The organism is Curtobacterium sp. YC1 (assembly GCF_016267665.1).
GTDB lineage: Bacteria > Actinomycetota > Actinomycetes > Actinomycetales > Microbacteriaceae > Curtobacterium.
Map to the genome: position 1 here is coordinate 1,260,303 of NZ_CP066341.1, position 17,359 is coordinate 1,277,661.

Genomic DNA, 17,359 nt, shown 5'->3' on the forward strand with positions numbered 1-17,359 from the left:
ACTTCCGCTACCGCATCCCGGACCTCCACACTGATCCCATGACGACGTTGTACGAGCACCCCGCCACCGACCACGACGCGCTGGCGGACCAGTCCGTCGCACTCGTCCGCCAGTGGCTCGCCGAGGCCGAGTCGTACCCGGTCGACGGCTCCGCGAAGCAGCTCGCCGGCGTGCTCGCCGACCCCGCCGGCCTGGACTTCGCCGTCGGGTTCGTCGACGGCGTCGTCCGCCCCGAGGACCTGTCCGTCGCCGCCCGCAAGCTCCGGCAGATCGCGCCGGACGCCCCTGGGTTCCTGCCCGCCGCGCTGCGAGGACTCGTGCGCCTCGGCGGCGGCATGGCCCCGGTCCTGCCGACCGTCGTCGTGCCCATCGCCCGACGGGTCCTCCGGGACATGGTCGGACACCTCATCGTCGACGCGACCGACTCCAAGCTCGGCCCGGCCATCGCGAAGATCAAGCGCGACGGGGTCCGTCTCAACGTCAACCTGCTCGGCGAAGCCGTCCTGGGGGAGCGCGAAGCCGCCCGCCGCCTGGAGGGCACGCACAAGCTGCTGGCCCGCGACGACGTCGACTACGTGTCGATCAAGGTCTCGTCCACCGTGCACCCGCACTCCCCGTGGGCGTTCGACCACGCGGTCGACGACATCGTCGAGCAGCTCCGCCCGCTGTTCGCGCGCGCCGCGGCCGCCACCCCCGCGAAGTTCATCAACCTCGACATGGAGGAGTACAAGGACCTCGACCTCACCATCGCGGTCTTCACCAAGCTCCTGGACGAGCCCGCGTTCCTGCACCTCGAGGCCGGCATCGTCCTGCAGGCCTACCTGCCCGACGCGCTCGCCGCGATGCAGCACCTGCAGGAGTGGTCCGCGGCCCGCCGCGCCCGTGGCGGAGCGGGCATCAAGGTCCGCCTGGTCAAGGGCGCCAACCTGCCGATGGAGCAGGTCGAGGCGTCCGTCCACGGCTGGCCCCTCGCCACCTGGCACACCAAGCAGGACTCCGACACCAACTACAAGCGCGTGCTCGACTGGGCACTCACCCCCTCGCGCGTCGAGAACGTCCGGGTCGGCGTGGCCGGGCACAACCTGTTCGACGTCGCGCACGCCTGGCTGCTCGCCGGGGAGCGCGGGGTGCGGGACGGCATCGAGTTCGAGATGCTGCTCGGCATGGCGCAGGGCCAGGCGGCGGCCGTGAAGAACACCGTCGGCTCGCTGCTGCTCTACACGCCCGTCGTGCACCCCGGCGAGTTCGACGTCGCGATCGCGTACCTGATCCGCCGCCTGGAGGAAGGCGCCTCGCAGGACAACTTCATGTCCGCCGTGTTCTCCCTGGTGTCCTCGCCGCCGCTGTTCGCCCGCGAGGAAGCCCGCTTCCGCGCGTCGCTCGAGCCCCTCGCGCAGCCCGGCGGACTCGACGCGCCGCCGTCGCACCGCGTCGCCGACCGCTACGCCGCCGTCGGCCGCCCCGGCCCCGGTCACTTCGAGAACACCCCGGACAGCGACCCGTCGGTCGGTGACGTCCGCTCCTGGGGCGCCGCGATCACGGACCGGATCGCGTCCTCGACGCTGGGTGCGTCGGCCGTCCGGGAGGCCCGGGTCGATTCCGCCACACAGCTCACCTCGGTGCTCGAGCGTGTCCGCGCCGCCGGTGCGGTCTGGGGCAGCTGGTCCGGCGCAGCCCGCGGCGCCGTGCTGCACGCCGTCGGCGACGCACTCGAAGCGAACCGGGCAGCCCTGATCGAGGTGATGGCGTCCGAGACGGGCAAGACCATCGACCAGGCCGACCCCGAGGTGTCCGAGGCGATCGACTTCGCCCACTTCTACGGCTCGCTCGCCGCCTCGCTCGACGAGGTCGACGGTGCGACCTTCACGCCCGCGGCGCTGACCCTGGTCGCGCCGCCGTGGAACTTCCCGGTCGCGATCCCCGCCGGCTCGACCCTCGCCGCGCTGGCCGCGGGGTCGGCCGTCGTGCTCAAGCCCGCGCCGCCCGCAGGGCGCTCCGGCGCCGTGCTCGCCTCGGTGATCGAGACCGCACTCGACGCCATGGGTGCGCCGGCGGACGTGCTCGCCTTCGTGCAGGTGGCGGAGGACGAGCTCGGGCAGGAGCTCATCGCGTCGCCGATGGTCGACCAGGTCATCCTCACCGGCGCCTACGAGACCGCCGAGCTCTTCCGCTCGTTCCGCCCCGACCTGCCGCTGCTCGCCGAGACCTCCGGCAAGAACGCGATCATCGTCACCCCGTCGTCGGACCTCGACCTCGCCGTGAAGGACGTCGTCGCCTCGGCCTTCGGGCACGCCGGACAGAAGTGCTCGGCCGCGTCGCTCGTGGTCATGGTCGGCTCGGTCGCGAAGTCCAAGCGCTTCCGCAACCAGCTGCTCGACGCCGTGTCCTCGCTCACCGTCGGCTACCCGACCGACCCGTCGACCCAGATGGGCCCGGTCATCGAGCCGGCATCGGGCAAGCTGCTCAGCGGCCTGACGACGCTCGGCGCGGGGGAGTCCTGGGCCGTCGAACCGAAGCGCCTCGACGAGACCGGCAAGCTCTGGAGCCCGGGTGTCCGACAGGGCGTCCGCCGCGGCTCGGAGTTCCACCGCACCGAGTACTTCGGCCCGATCCTCGGCATGATGACCGCCGACACCCTCGACGAGGCCATCGACATCGTCAACGAGGTCGACTACGGCCTGACCTCGGGTCTGCACTCGCTCGACCCGGCCGAGATCGGCACGTGGCTCGCGCGCATCGAGGCGGGCAACCTCTACGTCAACCGCAGCATCACGGGCGCGATCGTCCGCCGCCAGCCGTTCGGCGGGTGGAAGAAGTCGGCGGTCGGTGCGGGCACCAAGGCCGGTGGGCTGAACTACCTGCTCGGGCTCGGGTCGTGGACGCCGGCTGTTGCGACCGGGGGCTCGGCCGTCTCGGCACCGGTCTCGGCGTTCGTCCGGGCCGCCGGGGTGACCTCGGACGTGCTTGACCGCTCGCTCGCGTCGGACGAGCAGGCGTGGTCGACGCTGTTCGGCACCGCGACGGACGTCTCGGCGCTGAGCGCGGAGCGGAACATCGCCCGCTACCTGCCGTTCCCCTCGGTGCAGGTGCGGCTGTCCTCCGTCGACGAGGACGCCGTCCCGGAGCTCGTCCGCGTCGTCGCGGCTGCGCTGCGTGCCGGCACGACGATCGACGTCTCGACGGCGGCGACGCTGCCGTCGTCCGTCGCGTCGGCGATCCGCTCGCTGCCGATCGTCCGGTCGCTGTCGCAGACCGTGTCCGACGAGTCCTTCGCGAGCTCGATCGCGTCGGGGCCGTCGACCCGGGTCCGGCTCGTCGGCGGGGACGCCTCGGCGCTGACCACCGCGATCGGTGGACGTCCGGACGTCGCGGTGTACGGCGGCCCGGTGACCGAGGCCGGGCGCCTCGAGATCCTGCCGTTCGTCCGGGAGCAGGCGGTGTCGATCACGGCGCACCGGTTCGGGACGCCGAACCACCTGACCGACGACCTGATCTAGCGGACTGCACAGTCCGGTCCCGCCGGCCTGTCCGGTCCCCGCACCGTGCGGGAGCGCTCCGAGGTGGCGGGGGTTGCGTCGGGTGCGCGCCGCGACCACGGCGCGCACCCGGCGCCCCTGCGTCGGGTCGATCGACGAGGAGCCCCAGCATGACCGAACCCTTCGCCCGCCCGACCGCGCTCGCCCACGTGCGGGTGACCGTGACCGACATCCACCGCAGCAAGGCGTTCTACCAGCAGCTGCTCGGCACCGAGCCGGCCATCGACTTCAGCGACCAGGTCGACGAGCCCGGCGTCCGCGAGGACCGCGAGCGCTTCTACGGCGGAGCGGTGTTCCGGCTCGGCGACCAGGTGTTCGGGCTCCGGCCGGTCGCCCCCGCGGGGCAGACCTTCGACCCGGACTCGGTCGGCCTCGACCACGTCAGCTTCGTCGTCGGGTCCGTCGACGAACTGCACGCGGCCGCCGCACGGCTCGACGCCGCCGGGGTCGAGCACGGCGAGGTGACCGACCTCGGCGACGCCGGCATGGTGATCCTGTCGGTGCAGGACCCGGACGACATCAACCTCGAGCTGGCGGCCCTGAAGGGTTGACGAACGACGCCGACGGCCTCCACGATGAGCGCATGCGCATCGTGGAGGTCATCGGGCGGGGGATCGGGTCCGTCCTGCGGACGATCGGGGCCGTGATCGGGACGCTGAACGGTGCGAAGCCCGCCGGCGACGACCTGGCGGCTCGGCTGCTCCGGCCCCGTCGGGACGACCACCGGCCCTGACCCGGTTCGGATCCGGCTTGCACAACCGAAGTGCTCCCGAACCGCACGATCGCCTGGTTCGGGAGCACGTTGGTTGTGCGGCGGCGCGGGCCGGCGCGGCGCAACGCGGGCCGGCGCGACGGATGGGGCGCAGGGCGGTGCGCTCGGCGGCGGGTCAGTCGGCGGCGGCGGGCTGCGACGCGACCATCGAGCCGGTCACGAGCTCGCGCAGCGACTCGGGCAGGGGGACCGGACGGCGGGCACCCTCGCGGTCGATGATGACGTGGACGAACTCACCCGTGGCGAGCAGGGCACCGTCGGACTGGCGGAACAGGCCGAACTCCCACGACAGGCTGGTGTTCCCGAGGTGCTTCGAGCGCATCCCGACCTCGATGACGTCCGGCCAGACCGCGGACTCGACGAAGTGGCAGCTCGACGACACCAGCACGGCGATCCACTCGGACGAGAACGGGTCGAGCCCGGCGACCTCGCGGAACCAGTACGTCGACGCGTTGTCCATCGCCGAGTAGTAGATCGTGTTGTTGACGTGCCCGAACATGTCGTTGTCGTTCCAACGGGTGGGGTAGTCGCGGCGGAACGGGTACTCGTCGATGGTCATCGGTCTCCGATCGGTGGTGCTGGTGTGGAGCGCGTCGTGTCGGGCCGCAGGACGTACTCGAAGGCCGCACGGGCTCGGGCGGGGTCGGGGGCCTCGCCCGAGATGAACTCGGCGTAGGTGAACGATTCGGAGATCCGGACGAGCAGTCGAGCGAGTTCCTCGGCCGACAGCGGCGCAGGGTCGAACGTACCGGACGACTCCTGCTCCTCGATGAGTGCGGTCACCCGGCCGACGAACCGGCCCTGCACGTCGCTGTCCGAGGTCGTCAGCAGGCGCATCGCCCGCGCCGGCTCGCGGGTCAGGAACGCTCGGAAGTAGGGCGCGTCGATCAGGTCGGCGGTGAAGCGGTCGAGCACGGCGACGAGCCGCTCGGCACCGGTCGACCCGGTGACGTCTGCGGCGCGGGTGGCACCGTCGAGCGTCGGCACGGCGAGGGACCACAGGATCTCGGACAGCAACCGGTCACGGTTGCCCACCCACCGGAACAGCGACGTCCGGTCCACGCCGAGCGCGGCAGCCAAGGCGCCCATGTCGATCCGGGAGCCGGCGATGAAGGTGTGACGGGCCTCCCGGAAGGCGCGCAGCGCAGAATCCGATGTGTACACGCGACCCTCCCTTGCAACGTTTTCGAGAATGATGCATCGTTGGTTCCATGTCAACGACGGCGCTCCCGACGACCCTGCTCGAATCGGACTTCTACGGCTTCCAGCAGCAGCTGACGGAGCCGGAGCGGGCGTCCATCGGACGGCTGCGCGAGTACCTCGAGCGCGAGGTCGCGCCCATCGCCGACGAGTACTGGGCGCGTGCCGAGTTCCCGACGCAGGTGATCGCGCCGCTGGCCGAGCTCGGCATGTACGGACCGGGTGTGCCGCTCGTCCGGCAGTTCGAGAACTCCGCCGTGTACCGCGGTTGGGCGGCGCTCGAGCTCGGGCGTGTCGACGCGAGCGTCGCGACCTTCATCGGCGTGCAGTCCGGCCTGGCGATGAACTCCATCGCGGTGGGCGGCAGCGACGAGCAGCAGCGCGAGTGGCTGCCGCGCATGGCCGCGGGCGAGGTGATCGGGGCCTTCGGGCTGACCGAACCGCTGTCCGGCAGCGACTCCGCACGTGGACTGCGCACGACGGCCCGGCGCGAGGGCGACGAGTGGGTGCTCGACGGTGAGAAGCGGTGGATCGGCAACGCCACCTTCGCCGACGTCGTCGTCATCTGGGCGAAGGACGTCGCCGACGAGCAGGTGAAGGGCTTCCTCGTCACCACGGACACCCCCGGGTTCACCGCGACCAAGATCGAGGACAAGATCGCGCTGCGCGGCGTGCAGAACGCCGACATCGTCATGCAGGGCGTCCGCGTGCCCGAGGCGCGGCGGTTGCAGCGGGCGACGTCGTTCCGCGCGACGGCCGAGGTGCTCCGCCTGACCCGCACCGAGGTTGCCTGGCAGGCGATCGGCATCGCGGTCGGGGCGTACGAGGCGGCGCTGTCCTACGCACGTGAGCGGATCCAGTTCGGCAAGCCGATCGCGTCGCACCAGCTCGTGCAGGACCTGCTCGTGAAGTCGCTCGCGAACATCACGGCGTCGATCGCCCTGTGCACGCAGGCCTCGGCGATGCAGGACAGCGGTGCCGGGGGCGACGAGCACTCGGCGATGGCCAAGGCGTTCGCCACGGCGAAGATGCGCGAGACCGTCGGGTGGTGCCGCGAGGTGCAGGGCGGCAACGGCATCGTGCTCGACAAGGGGGTCGCGCGGTTCTTCGCCGATGCCGAGGCGATCTACTCGTACGAGGGGACGCGGGAGGTCAACACCCTGATCGTCGGGCGGGCGATCACCGGGCAGGCCGCGTTCGTGTAGCGGTCGGCCGGGGGTTCGGTCGGGCCGGGGCCGAGCGGTCCGCTGGTCCGTGTCAGGCCGTGGTCGCGGTTCGCTGGTCCGTGTCAAGCCGGGGCGAGCGGTTCGCTGACCGCCGTCAGGCCGGTGTCGACTTGAGCAGCCGGTTCACCGCGATCATCGCGCCGCCGACCACCGCCGGGACGCCGCCGCCGGGGTGCACCGACGCACCGACCCGCCACAACCAGGGCCGCCAGGGGTCGTTGTACGAGGGCCGGTGGAACGGCCCGCTCAGCCACGGCGGCCGGGCAGCACCGTAGAGCGCACCGTGCGGCTCGCCGCCCTCGCCGTAGTACTGCGGGTCGAGCACGACCTGCTCGTCGAGCAGGTCGGTGAGGGGACCGTCGAGTCCCATCGCCCGGGAGACACGGTCGACCTCGCGCCGCACGAAGGGGTGCTCCGCCGTGTAGTGACCGCCGTCGGCGGGGGCGGTGAGCAGGATCCCGACGGTGCTGCGCGGGTTCGGGTACACCTCGCCCGCGCGGTACTGGTTGACGAACACCATGGTGTCCGCCGGCTCGTCGCCGGCCTCGAGGCTGCGGTGCAGCGCGGCGGGCTTGGTCGGGAGCATGACGCTGTGCGCGGCGAGGTGCGCCGGCAACTCCTGGCGCAGGACGCCGTACACCGCGACGGCCGAGCAGGACAGGGTGCGGGGGCGCAGGCGGGGGAGCGGCGGGATCCGCGACGGGCCCGTCAGCGTGGTGAGCCGATCGGCGTCCACGGCGCTGACGACGAGGTCGGCCGGGTACCGACCGGCTTCGGTGGTGACCCACCCGCGCTCGATGCGGGTGACGGTCTCGCCGGTGCGCACCTCGGCTCCGGCGGCCTCGGCCAGTCGACCCAGCGCGAGCACGATCTCGTAGATCCCGCCGCGTGGCACCCAGGCCCCGGTCTCGGCCATGATCGCCGGCATGCTCGCGTAGAGGGCGGGGGTGCGTGCGGGAGAGACGCCCGCGTTGAGGGTGTGGATCGCGATGATCTCGCGGAGCCCGTCCGGCAGCCACGGCAGGCCGTCCAGGTAGGCACGTGTCGTGAGGCGCGACCCGTAGACGGCCAGCAGCCGACGGAGCGCCGGGAGGGCCGCGCGGTCGAGGGGGTCGGCGAGCAGCAGCTCGGTCACGTCGTCGGCGAGGGGCGCGTGCAGGTCCGAGAACCGGCGCCAGGCGGGGTACCACGGGTGGTCGGGCGCGACCGGCAGCGAGGTCTCCTCACCGTCGTGGTAGTAGCGTCCCACCTCGGGCATCCGCACCAGGTCGAGGTGGCCGTCGTCGCGAGTGCGGTCGCCCGCTCCCGCACCCCCACCCACGCCGGCACCTGCGCCTGCGCCCGCGCTCTGGCTCTCGCCGAGTCGCCGCAGCAACTCGTCCCACACGGCGGGGAACGTCATCAGTGACGGGCCGGTGTCGATCCGGTCCGCACCCAGGTGGATGCGCCGGCTCTTGCCGCCGAGCTCGGTAGAGGATTCGAGCAGGGTGACCCGGTGGCCAGCGTGTGCGAGCAGCGCGGCGGCGGTCAGCCCGCCGATCCCGCCCCCGACCACGACGATGCGGCTCACGAGCGGCCTCCCAGCACGATCGACACCATGAGGAGCACCCCGACGAACGATCCCGCGATGTACGGGAAGGCGACCGACAGACGGTACAGGCGGTGACCGGTCTCCGGCGTCGGGTCGCGCAGCAGGGACACCACGAGGATGCCGGCGATGAGCAGGTTGACGGCGGCCACGGGCACGCTCACCACGGCGAAGAGTGCCGTGGACACGATCCACCAGGCCCCGCTCCACCACGCCGTCCCGCTCGCCCCGAGCCGGACCGCGGTGGTGGTGATGCCCGCATCGCGGTCCTCCACGATGTCCTGCACCGCGTCGAAGGCGTGCTTCGCCACACTCCACGCCATCAGGCCGACGGCGGCCGGCCACACCGGGGTGACCGAGAGTGCCGCGGGGACGATGACCAGCGGCAGTGCGTACGCGGCGTTGCTCAGCGAGTCGAGGAACGGTCGCGCCTTGAAGCGCAGCGGTGGTGCGGAGTAGAAGACGAAGACACCCGCGTAGAGCAGGATCACCGCGTTCGCGAGCGGCGGCAGTGCGATCGAGAAGTACACGAGGAACGGCACGTTGACGACCGCGACGGCCCAGGCGATGAGCCGCACCTCGGACTGCCGGATCCTGGCACCCTCGATGGATCCCTTGCGGGGGTTGGCAGCGTCGGTGTCCTGGTCGTAGATGTCGTTGACGCCGTAGATGAGCAGGTTGAACGGCAGCGTGAGCCACAGGATGAGCGGCAGCGCCCGGACGTCGAAGAGCGTGCCCGTGAGCCACACGGCGACGAGTCCGGAGCCGATGGTGTTGATCCACAGCACCGGGCGAGAGATCAGCAGGAGCCGGCGCACGGCCGGTCCGATCCTGGACGGCGCGGTGCGCGGCATCCGCTCGAGGCCGTCAGTCACCCGCCCGAGCGTACCCGGCCGACGGTGAGGCCGGACGCCGGCTTCCGCGCCACACTGGTCGGATGCGCATGATGCTGCTCACCGCCGGCACCCGTGGCGACGTCGAGCCCTTCGCCGCACTGGCGCGACACGCCCTGTCCCGCGGACACGAGGTCCGGCTGGCGCTTCCGGACGACGCGGTCGCGCCCGAGGGCGTCGACAGCGTGCGCCTCGGTCTGGACGCGCACCGGGTGCTGTTCCCCACCCGGCGCACCCCTCGGGCGCTCGCACACCACCTGCGCACCGAGGTGCGTCCCGCGATGCGGCGGATGCTCGCGGCCGCGGTGCGGGAGAGCGTCGCGTTCGACCCCGACGTCGTGGTGCACCACCCGCTGATCCTGAGCGCGCCGATGGCGGCGGACGCGCTCGGTGTTCCGCGCGTGCTGGTGGAGTTCGCGCCCGTGGCCACCCCGAGTCAGCGCTTCCCCGCCGCCGGCGGCCCGACGGCGACCCGGGACCTCGGCCCGCGCAACCGGTCCACCTACGCCGTCCCGCGCGCCGTCGCCCGTCTCTTCGACGCCGACGTGGCGCGCGCCGCCGCCGAGCTGCCGAGCGGTCGTCGTCCCGCCCGGCGGTCGCCGTCACGGGCGACGCTCATGGCCGTGAGTCCCGCGTTGCTCCCGCGGCCCGACGACTGGCCGGAGCGGGTGCACCAGACGGGGGCCTGGTACGAGGAGGAGCCGGCGGCGTCACCCGATCCCGAGGTGAGCGCGTTCCTGCGGGCCGGCCCCTCCATCGTCGCCTCGTTCGGATCCATGGCGACGGGGACGGCGCGGGACGCCTCGGCTCGAGGGTCCACGATCGTCACGGCGGCCCGCACGCACGGCCTCCGGGTGCTGCTCGTCACCGGCGCGGGCGGCCTCGCGCTGCCGGCCGAGCGCCGTGGCCCCGACGTGCTGACGGTGCGGTCGACGCCGTTCGACGCGGTGCTGCCGAGTGCGACGCTCGCCCTGCACCACGGCGGGGCCGGCACCGCGCACGCCGTCGCCCGGGCCGGCGTGCCCGCGGTCGTCGTGCCCGTCACCGCTGACCAGCCGTTCTGGGCCGCCCAGCTGCACCGACAGGGGGTGGCCGCCGCACCGGTCCCGCTGCGTCGCATGTCGGCGGGCACGCTCGAACCCGCGATGCGCGACGCCCTGACCCGCCGCGACCGTGCCGCCGACGTGGGGCGACGGATGCGCGGAGAGCACGGGGTGGAGCGGGCGCTCGACGTACTCGAGGCGCTCTGAGCCGTGCTCGCGGAGACGGGCCGGGAGCGTCGGCGGTTCCTCCTCCGGTTCGGGTCTGCCACTCAGCCGAGCAGCTCGGGTCGCTGCCAGTCCTCGTCGAGCACGTGCTGCCCGAGGAACGCGAACACCGTCTCGTACCAGACCGTCGCGTGCTGCGGGGAGAGCACCCAGTGGTTCTCGTCCGGGAAGTACAGGAACCGGTGCGGCATCGAACCGTCCGGCGCCGCGTGGTGCTCGGCCAGCTCGGACCAGAGCCGCAGCCCCTCGCCGATCGGCACGCGGTAGTCCTTGTCGCCGTGGATCACGAGCATCGGTGACGAGATGTCGGCGACGAACCGGTGCGGGTCGTTCGCCGCGATGCCGTCCGCGTCGAAGATCGACGACCAGTACTGCGACGAGTCGGTCGTGCCGTTGAACTGGTCGAGCGCCCACAGGCTCGCGTGGGTGACGATCGCCCGGAACCGGTCGGTGTGGCCGGCTACCCAGTTCGCCATGTAACCGCCGAACGACCCACCCATGGCAGCCGTGCGGGTCTCGTCGACGTCCGGCCGGGCCTCGACCGCGTCGGTGATCGCCATCAGATCGGTGTACGGCGCCTGCCCCCAGGCGTTCCACCCGCGGTTCACGAAGTCGAGTCCGTAGCCGGTCGACAGCGCGGGGTCCGGCAGCAGCACGGCGTACCCGCGGGCCGCGGCCAGCATCGGGTTCCACCGCCACGACCACTGGTTCCACGAGTTCAGGGGCCCGCCGTGGATCCAGAGCAGCAGCGGGTGTGGTCCGTCGCCGTCGGGCACGACCAGCCAGCCGCGCACGCGGGCGCCGTCGGCGACGGTCGTCTCGACTTCCTCCAGGTGCGCGGGGACGTCCGGCAGGGGCGCCGGCGTCGCCAGCGTGGCCACGGTGCCGTCCGATGCGATCCGCACCGGGTGCATCGGCGCCGCCCAGGAGGCCCGCAGCGCGACGACCACGCCCGTCGCCTCCGCCACGCGCAGGTTCGAGTACGCCCATTCGTCGTGCGTCAACTGCTCGACCGCGCCGCCGTCGAGGGGGATCCGGAAGACCGGCGCGCGGCCGTCCTGGTCGGCGACGGCGAGCAGTGCTCCGTCGCCGTGCTCGAACACGAGCTCGCTCGTCCAGCGGTCCCAGTCGGTGGCGACGCGGCGGGCGTCCGAGCCGTCGATGCCGGCGACCCAGACCTCCTGCTGGTTCGCGCCGGCGGGTGTCGACCGGACGGTCCGTACCCAGGCGATCGTCCGGCCGTCGTGGCTGAGCGCGGGCAGTTCGTGGTCGACGTCGACGTCGTCGAACAGCACCGTGCGGTCGCCGCTGGACAGGTCGATGGTGACCAGCGTCGAGCGGTCCCCACGGGCCTCCCGGACGCCCACGGCCGCGAGCAGCACCGATCCATCGGGGGTGAGTGCCCCGCTGACGTGGTCGAGCGACCTGCCGGGAGCCGGCGTGCGGTCGACCGGCTGCTCGGGCGCGACGGCGTCGGGCGTCGAGCCCGCCGCCGTGACGGGTCCGGGCACGAGTTCGAGGGTGAGGACGTGGGTCTGGTCCGGCCCGAGGTCGTGGTCCCAGTACCGCACCGGGTAGGTCTCGTGCAGGATCGCGCGGACCTTCTTGTCGGTGCGGGCCTTCCGGAGCTCGGCGTCGGCGTCGAGCACCGTCGCGGCGTCGGTGCCGGCGCCGGGGAGCAGGTCGGCGGTGAGCGCGACCACGTCGGCGGCCGCCGCGGTGGCGAGCACGCCACCCACGCCGCCGGCCAGACGGGTGAGCGGGCGGGCCTCGCCGCCGGTGGACGGCAGCACCCAGAGTTGGGCGGTCTCGAGCTCCGCAGCCCCGGCGTCGGGACGGGCGGAGACGAACAGCAGGTCGCCGGTGCGGGTGAAGGCGATGCCGCCCTCGCCCTTGGCGGAGCGGGTGAGGCGCACCGGGCGTCCTGCCGTGTCGCCGGTTCCGCCGCTGTCGCCGGTCGGTGTCGCGGGCACCTGCCAGATCGAGCGACGGTACCCGGTGCGGTCGTCGTCGAGCGTGCTGACGGTCAGGGCGACCCGCGTGCCGTCCGGGTCGATGGCGATCCCGTCGACGCGGGGGAGCGCGATGTACTGGTCGAGGTCCGAGAAGGGCGTGCTCATGCGTCCACCCCCACCAGGTCCTCGGCCCAGAACGCGGCGATCTGCTCCGCGACGGCGGCTCCCTGCGCGCGTCCGGCCTCGGCCGACGGCGCCTGCGTGGCGAGGGAGAGCGAGTTCGTGCCGAAGGCCTGCTGCGACGCGCTGTCCGCCACGACGACCTCGACCGACGAGCCGCCGGCGCGGAGGGCCTCCACGGCGACGTCGAGCCACGGCCCGCACGGCGACGGACCCTCGGGCCCGCACGCGATCACCAGGACGCGCTCGTGCCCCGCTGCCGCGTCGGCGTTGGTGCCGGAGCGCACCCCGCCGTCGACGTAGGGTCGGCCGTCGATCGTGACGGGGGTCCAGACGAAGGGCACCGAGCAGCTCGCGGCCACGGCCCGGGGGAGCGGGACGCCGTCCGCCGCGGTGAGGAGCCGGAAGGTGCCGTCGGTCGCGTCCACCGCGGTGACGGCCAGGGCCTTCGCTGGCCACTCGGTCGAGGGCAGGGTCTCGCCGAAGGTCGCGGTGCGTTCGTCGTCGCTCTGCCCGCCGACGACCTGCTGGGCTGCGCGTCCGAGTCGTGCTCGGGCGTCCTGTTCACCGGTCGCGCCCTGCAGTGCGGCACCGATGTGCTGCTGCACGGCTTCGACGTCGATGGGTGCGGGTTCGACGTACGTGGTCGGTGCCGGGGTGTGCTGCTGGTCGAAGGCCTGCTGCACGGCGCCGTTCCGGACGAACGCGCCCACGACGCTGCCGGCGCTCGTGCCGACGACCAGGTCTGCGGCGTCGAGGTCGACGCCGGCGTCCTGCAGCGCGGAGAGGACGCCGACTTCCCACGCGATCCCGGCGACACCTCCGCCACCGAGGACGAGGGCTCTGGATCCGGGAACGGGTGTGGTGACGTCGGTCATGCGTCCTGCTTACCAGTTGCGTGCGACGGGCCGGCGCAGGCCGTCAGGTCCTGTGGAGAGCCCACCTGTGGACAACCCCGTCCGCGTCGGTGGCGTGACCTAGCGTCGAGGGCATGGGGCAACAGCGTTCAGGACGGGTCGGCACGGTCGTGTGGCCGATCGTGGTGGCTGCTGCGCCCACCGCGGCGTTCCAGCTGCCCAACCTGTTCGTCACGCCGGCGGTCCGGCTGTCGCTCGTCGCGTTCGGACTCGTCGTGCTCGCCGCAGCCGTGACGGTGCAGGTGGTGCGGACGCGGCGCAGCGACGCTGCGCGGGCGGTGGCCGAGGACAACGCGACCGCGGCTGAGCTCGAGCAGTCGACGGCGGTCCGGTACGCGTTCGGCCAGATCGCCACCCGGCTCGTCCGGTTCGCCGAACTGCCCCGGTCCGAACGCCACGGCGAACTCTCCGTCGTCGCCGACCGCGTCGCCGTGGCCCTGGCCTTCTACCTGCTGCCGAAGGTGCCCGACGTCCGCGCCAACGTGTACCAGCTGTCCACCGATCTGCGCGCGCTCGAGCCGATCGGTCACGGGGGTACCGGCGACACCGCCGGGGTCTTCCGAGCGGGCACGCCCTACGGCGACCGCAACCTCGAGTGGGTGCTGGTCGGGGGATCACCCCGGATCGTCGGCGACCGCTCCGCCGACGTCGACGTCGACCAGGACCTGCCGGGCTTCGAACCGCGGTACACCTCGTACGTCTCGGTGGTGATCCGGTCCGACCAGTACTCGTTCGGCATGCTCACCGTCGACTCCCCGGTGCCCGACGCGTTCACCGACCTCGACGCCAAGGTCATCGCGATGATGGCGTCGTTCATGGCCGTCGCGTTCTCGTTGACCTACTCGTTCCCCGAGCGCGACCGCGATCTCAGGAAAGGCCCGTGATGCTCACACGCTCTGTCGGACGCTCGACGTACCATGCCCCCATGACGACCGTGAACCCTGCTCCGCCGTCGTTCGGGCGTGCCCGGATCTCATCACCGAACTGGAACGACACCACCACCGACGCCGACTACGAAGACCTCGACGTCATCGCCGCCAACATCGAGCGCGAGCGCGCTGCAGCCCGACTCCGGGTCACCGCAGCCATCGCTGCGCGTCTGGGTCGCTGACCCCTCCCGCATCGTCCACGACGAACGGCTCCCACACGTGTGTGGGAGCCGTTCGTCGTCCGTGCAGCGTGTGCCGGAGCCGGACTACGGCGCTTCGGTGACGTCGATGAGCACCTTGCCGACCGTGTCCTGCTCGACGGCGTCGTGTGCCGCGGCGGTCTGCTCGAGCGTGAACCGGGTGAGCGGCAGGCCGGCGTCCTCGCCGACGGGCAGGACCCCGTCGCGCAACGCGGCGGTGACGTCCTCCGCGGCGGCCGCCAGGGCCTCGTCGCCGATCGTGTAGAGCAGCAGGAACTGGTACCGGGCGTTCACGCTCATGTTCGGGCGGATCGGCAGGCTCGCCTCGTCGCCGCCGTTGTTCGCGTAGATCGAGACGACGCCGTGGTTCGCCAGGACGTCGGCGACCAGCGCGGCGTTCTGGGGGATCGACACCTCGACGACGATGTCGACACCGTCGGGCGCGACGGACCGGATGCGCTCGGCAGCGTCGTCCTGGTGGTAGTCGACGGTGTGGTGGGCGCCGGCTGCGGTCGCGAGCGCGGCCTTGGCGTCCGAGCTGATCGTCGTGATCACCGTCGCGCCGGCCCAGCGGGCGAGCTGGATGGCGGCGTGTCCGACGGCTCCGGCGCCTCCCGCGACGAGCACGGTGAAGCCGTCGAGGGCTCCTGGCTCGAGTCGGGCGGGGCCGTTCTCGTGGGTGGTGAGCGCCCGGTGCGCCGTCATCGCGGGGACGCCGAGCGAGGCGCCGACGTCGAACGAGACGCCGTCGGGCAGCGGGACCACCCGCGACTCGGGGACGACCGTGTACTCCTGCGCGGTGCCGGTGGGACGGGATGCCGCGGCCATGAACAGCCACACGCGGTCGCCGACGGCCAGGCCCTCGACGCCCGGGCCGACGGCGTCGACGACACCGGCGCCGTCCTGGTTCGGGGTGATCTCGGGGAAGGGGAGGCCGTCGCCGTACGTGCCGCCCGCACGGGCCTTCCAGTCGGTCGGGTTGACGCCGGAGACGACGACGCGGACCCGGACCTCGCCGGTGCCGGGTTCCGGGGTGTCCCGTTCGACGAGTTCGAGGACGCTGCTGTCACCGGGCTTCGAGTAGACGATCGATCGCATGCTCCCAGGCAACCACTCGGGGCCGTCGGGGATTCCGAGTGCGGGAGGTCGAGGTCCGTGCGGCACATCGTGAGCAGGAATGGTCGGGTGCGCGCCGCCGACCCGACCATTCCTGCTCACGAAGCGTCGCCGGCCCGCGCGGCCCGACCCGACCGACCCGCCCGCCAAGCCCGCGCCGTCCGCCCGCCCGCGCCTCAGCGCGAGTCGTACCCCTCGCGCGCCGTCGCCACGTCGGGCATGTGCGTCGTCGCCCAGTCCTCGAGCGGCACGAGCACGGTGCGCAGCGAGCGGCCCAGGTCGGTGAGCTCGTACTCGACGTGCGGCGGGATCTCGGGGAACACCGTCCGCGTCACCATGCCGTCGCGTTCCAGCGCCCGCAGGGTCTGCGTCAGCATCTTCTGCGAGACGCCCTGCACCCGGGCGGCGAGCGCCGAGTACCGTGCGGGACCGTCGGCGAGCGCACCGATGGTGAGCACGCTCCACCGGTCGCCGATGCGGTCGAGCAGCTGTCGACTGGGGCAGTCCGCCGCGTAGGGGCTGTACTCGAGAGCCGACATGGAGTCCTCCGTCACGCACTGTCAGGTGCCTACTTACTGATAGAGAGTAACTCTTGTACGGTGAGTGTCAACGCCCGGCCGGTACGAGCACTCGCACCGCCCACCGCTCCACGAAGGGAACACCATGACCAACATCGTCGTCTTCGGAGGCACCGGTTACGCCGGCTCCGCCATCACCCACGAGGCCCTCTCGCGTGGCATCACCGTCACCGCGGTCGCCCGCGACACGAGCAAGCTCGAGCCGGCCGACGGCCTGACCCTGGCGCAGGGTGACGCGTTCGACGCCGACTTCGTGTCCGAGGTCACGAAGGGCGCCGACGTCGTCGTCGTCTCGCTCCACGCCGTGCAGGCGGACGGCAGCGAGCTCAAGGACAAGTTCCAGCACTTCGTCGACGCCGCCGCTGCGACCGGTGCTCGGCTCGGCATCGTCGGCGGTGCCGGTTCCCTGCGCGTCGCCGAGGACGGGCCCCGCCTGTTCGACACCGACGGCTTCCCGGACGCGTTCAAGGGCGAGGCGAAGAGCCACGCGCAGATCCTCGACGCCCTCCGCGCCTCGGACACCGAGGTCGACTGGTTCTACGTGAGCCCCGCCGCGGCCTTCGGCGGCTACAACCCCGGCGAGCGTCGCGGCACCTACCGCACCACCGACGAGGTCCTGCTCACCGACGCCGAGGGCAACTCCGACATCTCCGGTGCCGACTACGCCATCGCCTTCGTCGACGAGATCGTCACCCCCGCGCACCACCAGACGCGGTTCGGCGTCGCCTACTGACGCAGTTCGGCTCCACTCCGCACAACCGAGGTCGCCCGGAACCACGCGAACGCGTGGTTCCGGGCGACTTCGGTCGTGCGCCGTTCCGCAACCCCGCCGCGCCGCCACCCCCCGGCGCGACCAGCGGGCGGACGGGAGGCACGGGGCGGGGCCGCCCCGTGCCTCCCGTCCGGTCCGTGCCGCGCCCGCGCCCCGTTGCGGGCGTCGCGCCCCCGTGTGTCGGGGCGCGACGCCCGCAACGGGGAGCGACGCGTCGGCCGCGACCCGC

The 17,359-nt window shown here is 72.6% G+C and carries 16 protein-coding genes; 8 read left to right on the forward strand and 8 right to left on the reverse strand.

Features of this window, described 5'->3' with window-relative positions; genetic code table 11:
* Positions 1-38: 38 nt before the first annotated feature.
* From I8920_RS06025 to I8920_RS06035, 3 genes are all read left to right on the forward strand, one after another.
* Positions 39-3,497 carry a proline dehydrogenase family protein gene (locus I8920_RS06025; protein ID WP_198658235.1) on the forward strand — a complete coding sequence of 1,153 codons (3,459 nt, stop codon included), beginning with the start codon at positions 39-41 and terminating at the stop codon, positions 3,495-3,497.
* Between the two features lie 149 nt (positions 3,498-3,646).
* Positions 3,647-4,087 (forward strand): VOC family protein, encoded by a 441-nt coding sequence (locus I8920_RS06030; protein ID WP_198658236.1) that lies wholly within the window; start codon positions 3,647-3,649, stop codon positions 4,085-4,087.
* A gap of 32 nt (positions 4,088-4,119) precedes the next feature.
* Entirely contained in the window at positions 4,120-4,269 is a 150-nt protein-coding gene (locus tag I8920_RS06035; protein WP_198658237.1) for a hypothetical protein, read from the forward strand.
* 154 nt (positions 4,270-4,423) lie between these two features.
* On the opposite strand, the gene I8920_RS06040 is transcribed toward I8920_RS06035, so the two are convergent.
* A complete protein-coding gene (locus tag I8920_RS06040; RefSeq protein WP_198658238.1) occupies positions 4,424-4,867 on the reverse strand; it encodes an acyl-CoA thioesterase in 444 nt (147 codons plus the stop codon).
* On the reverse strand, positions 4,864-5,472 hold the full coding sequence (locus I8920_RS06045) for a QsdR family transcriptional regulator (RefSeq protein WP_198658239.1): 609 nt from the start codon (positions 5,470-5,472) through the stop codon (positions 4,864-4,866). The genes I8920_RS06040 and I8920_RS06045 overlap by 4 nt, the downstream gene beginning before the upstream one ends.
* A 47-nt stretch (positions 5,473-5,519) precedes the next feature.
* Between I8920_RS06045 and I8920_RS06050 the strand changes: the two genes are divergently transcribed.
* Positions 5,520-6,713, forward strand: a complete 1,194-nt coding sequence (locus I8920_RS06050) for an acyl-CoA dehydrogenase family protein (protein ID WP_198658240.1) — start codon at positions 5,520-5,522, stop codon at positions 6,711-6,713.
* A 115-nt stretch (positions 6,714-6,828) separates the two neighbouring features.
* Here the strand turns inward: I8920_RS06050 and I8920_RS06055 are convergent, their stop codons facing one another.
* Both I8920_RS06055 and I8920_RS06060 read right to left on the reverse strand, forming a co-directional pair.
* Positions 6,829-8,304 carry a phytoene desaturase family protein gene (locus I8920_RS06055; RefSeq protein ID WP_198658241.1) on the reverse strand — a complete coding sequence of 492 codons (1,476 nt, stop codon included), beginning with the start codon at positions 8,302-8,304 and terminating at the stop codon, positions 6,829-6,831.
* A complete protein-coding gene (locus tag I8920_RS06060; protein WP_232832839.1) occupies positions 8,301-9,197 on the reverse strand; it encodes a UbiA family prenyltransferase in 897 nt (298 codons plus the stop codon). Before I8920_RS06060 ends, I8920_RS06055 begins: the two co-directional genes overlap by 4 nt.
* A 62-nt stretch (positions 9,198-9,259) precedes the next feature.
* Between I8920_RS06060 and I8920_RS06065 the strand changes: the two genes are divergently transcribed.
* Complete coding sequence (locus tag I8920_RS06065) at positions 9,260-10,465, forward strand: glycosyltransferase (RefSeq protein ID WP_198658242.1); 1,206 nt, start codon at positions 9,260-9,262, stop codon at positions 10,463-10,465.
* A gap of 62 nt (positions 10,466-10,527) precedes the next feature.
* Here the strand turns inward: I8920_RS06065 and I8920_RS06070 are convergent, their stop codons facing one another.
* Both I8920_RS06070 and I8920_RS06075 read right to left on the reverse strand, forming a co-directional pair.
* A complete protein-coding gene (locus I8920_RS06070) occupies positions 10,528-12,603 on the reverse strand; it encodes a S9 family peptidase (protein ID WP_198658243.1) in 2,076 nt (691 codons plus the stop codon).
* On the reverse strand, positions 12,600-13,496 hold the full coding sequence (locus tag I8920_RS06075) for a patatin-like phospholipase family protein (RefSeq protein WP_198658244.1): 897 nt from the start codon (positions 13,494-13,496) through the stop codon (positions 12,600-12,602). The genes I8920_RS06070 and I8920_RS06075 overlap by 4 nt, the downstream gene beginning before the upstream one ends.
* A gap of 113 nt (positions 13,497-13,609) precedes the next feature.
* Here I8920_RS06075 and I8920_RS06080 point away from each other — a divergent pair, with 113 nt between their 5' ends.
* Complete coding sequence (locus I8920_RS06080; protein WP_198658245.1) at positions 13,610-14,419, forward strand: GAF domain-containing protein; 810 nt, start codon at positions 13,610-13,612, stop codon at positions 14,417-14,419.
* Positions 14,420-14,460: 41 nt separating this feature from the next.
* Positions 14,461-14,646, forward strand: coding sequence for a hypothetical protein (locus tag I8920_RS06085; protein WP_111093138.1), 186 nt, complete (start codon positions 14,461-14,463; stop codon positions 14,644-14,646).
* A gap of 84 nt (positions 14,647-14,730) precedes the next feature.
* Here I8920_RS06085 and I8920_RS06090 read toward each other — a convergent pair whose 3' ends face one another.
* Both I8920_RS06090 and I8920_RS06095 read right to left on the reverse strand, forming a co-directional pair.
* Complete coding sequence (locus I8920_RS06090) at positions 14,731-15,762, reverse strand: NADPH:quinone reductase (RefSeq protein WP_198658246.1); 1,032 nt, start codon at positions 15,760-15,762, stop codon at positions 14,731-14,733.
* A gap of 194 nt (positions 15,763-15,956) precedes the next feature.
* The gene (locus I8920_RS06095) at positions 15,957-16,319 is read right to left on the reverse strand and encodes a winged helix-turn-helix transcriptional regulator (RefSeq protein WP_198658247.1); all 363 of its coding nucleotides are present in this window, start codon (positions 16,317-16,319) and stop codon (positions 15,957-15,959) included.
* Between the two features lie 124 nt (positions 16,320-16,443).
* On the opposite strand from I8920_RS06095, the gene I8920_RS06100 reads away from it, so the two are divergent.
* Positions 16,444-17,091: an NAD(P)-dependent oxidoreductase gene (locus I8920_RS06100; RefSeq protein WP_198658248.1), complete on the forward strand. Its 648-nt coding sequence runs from the start codon at positions 16,444-16,446 to the stop codon at positions 17,089-17,091.
* Positions 17,092-17,359: the final 268 nt, after the last annotated feature.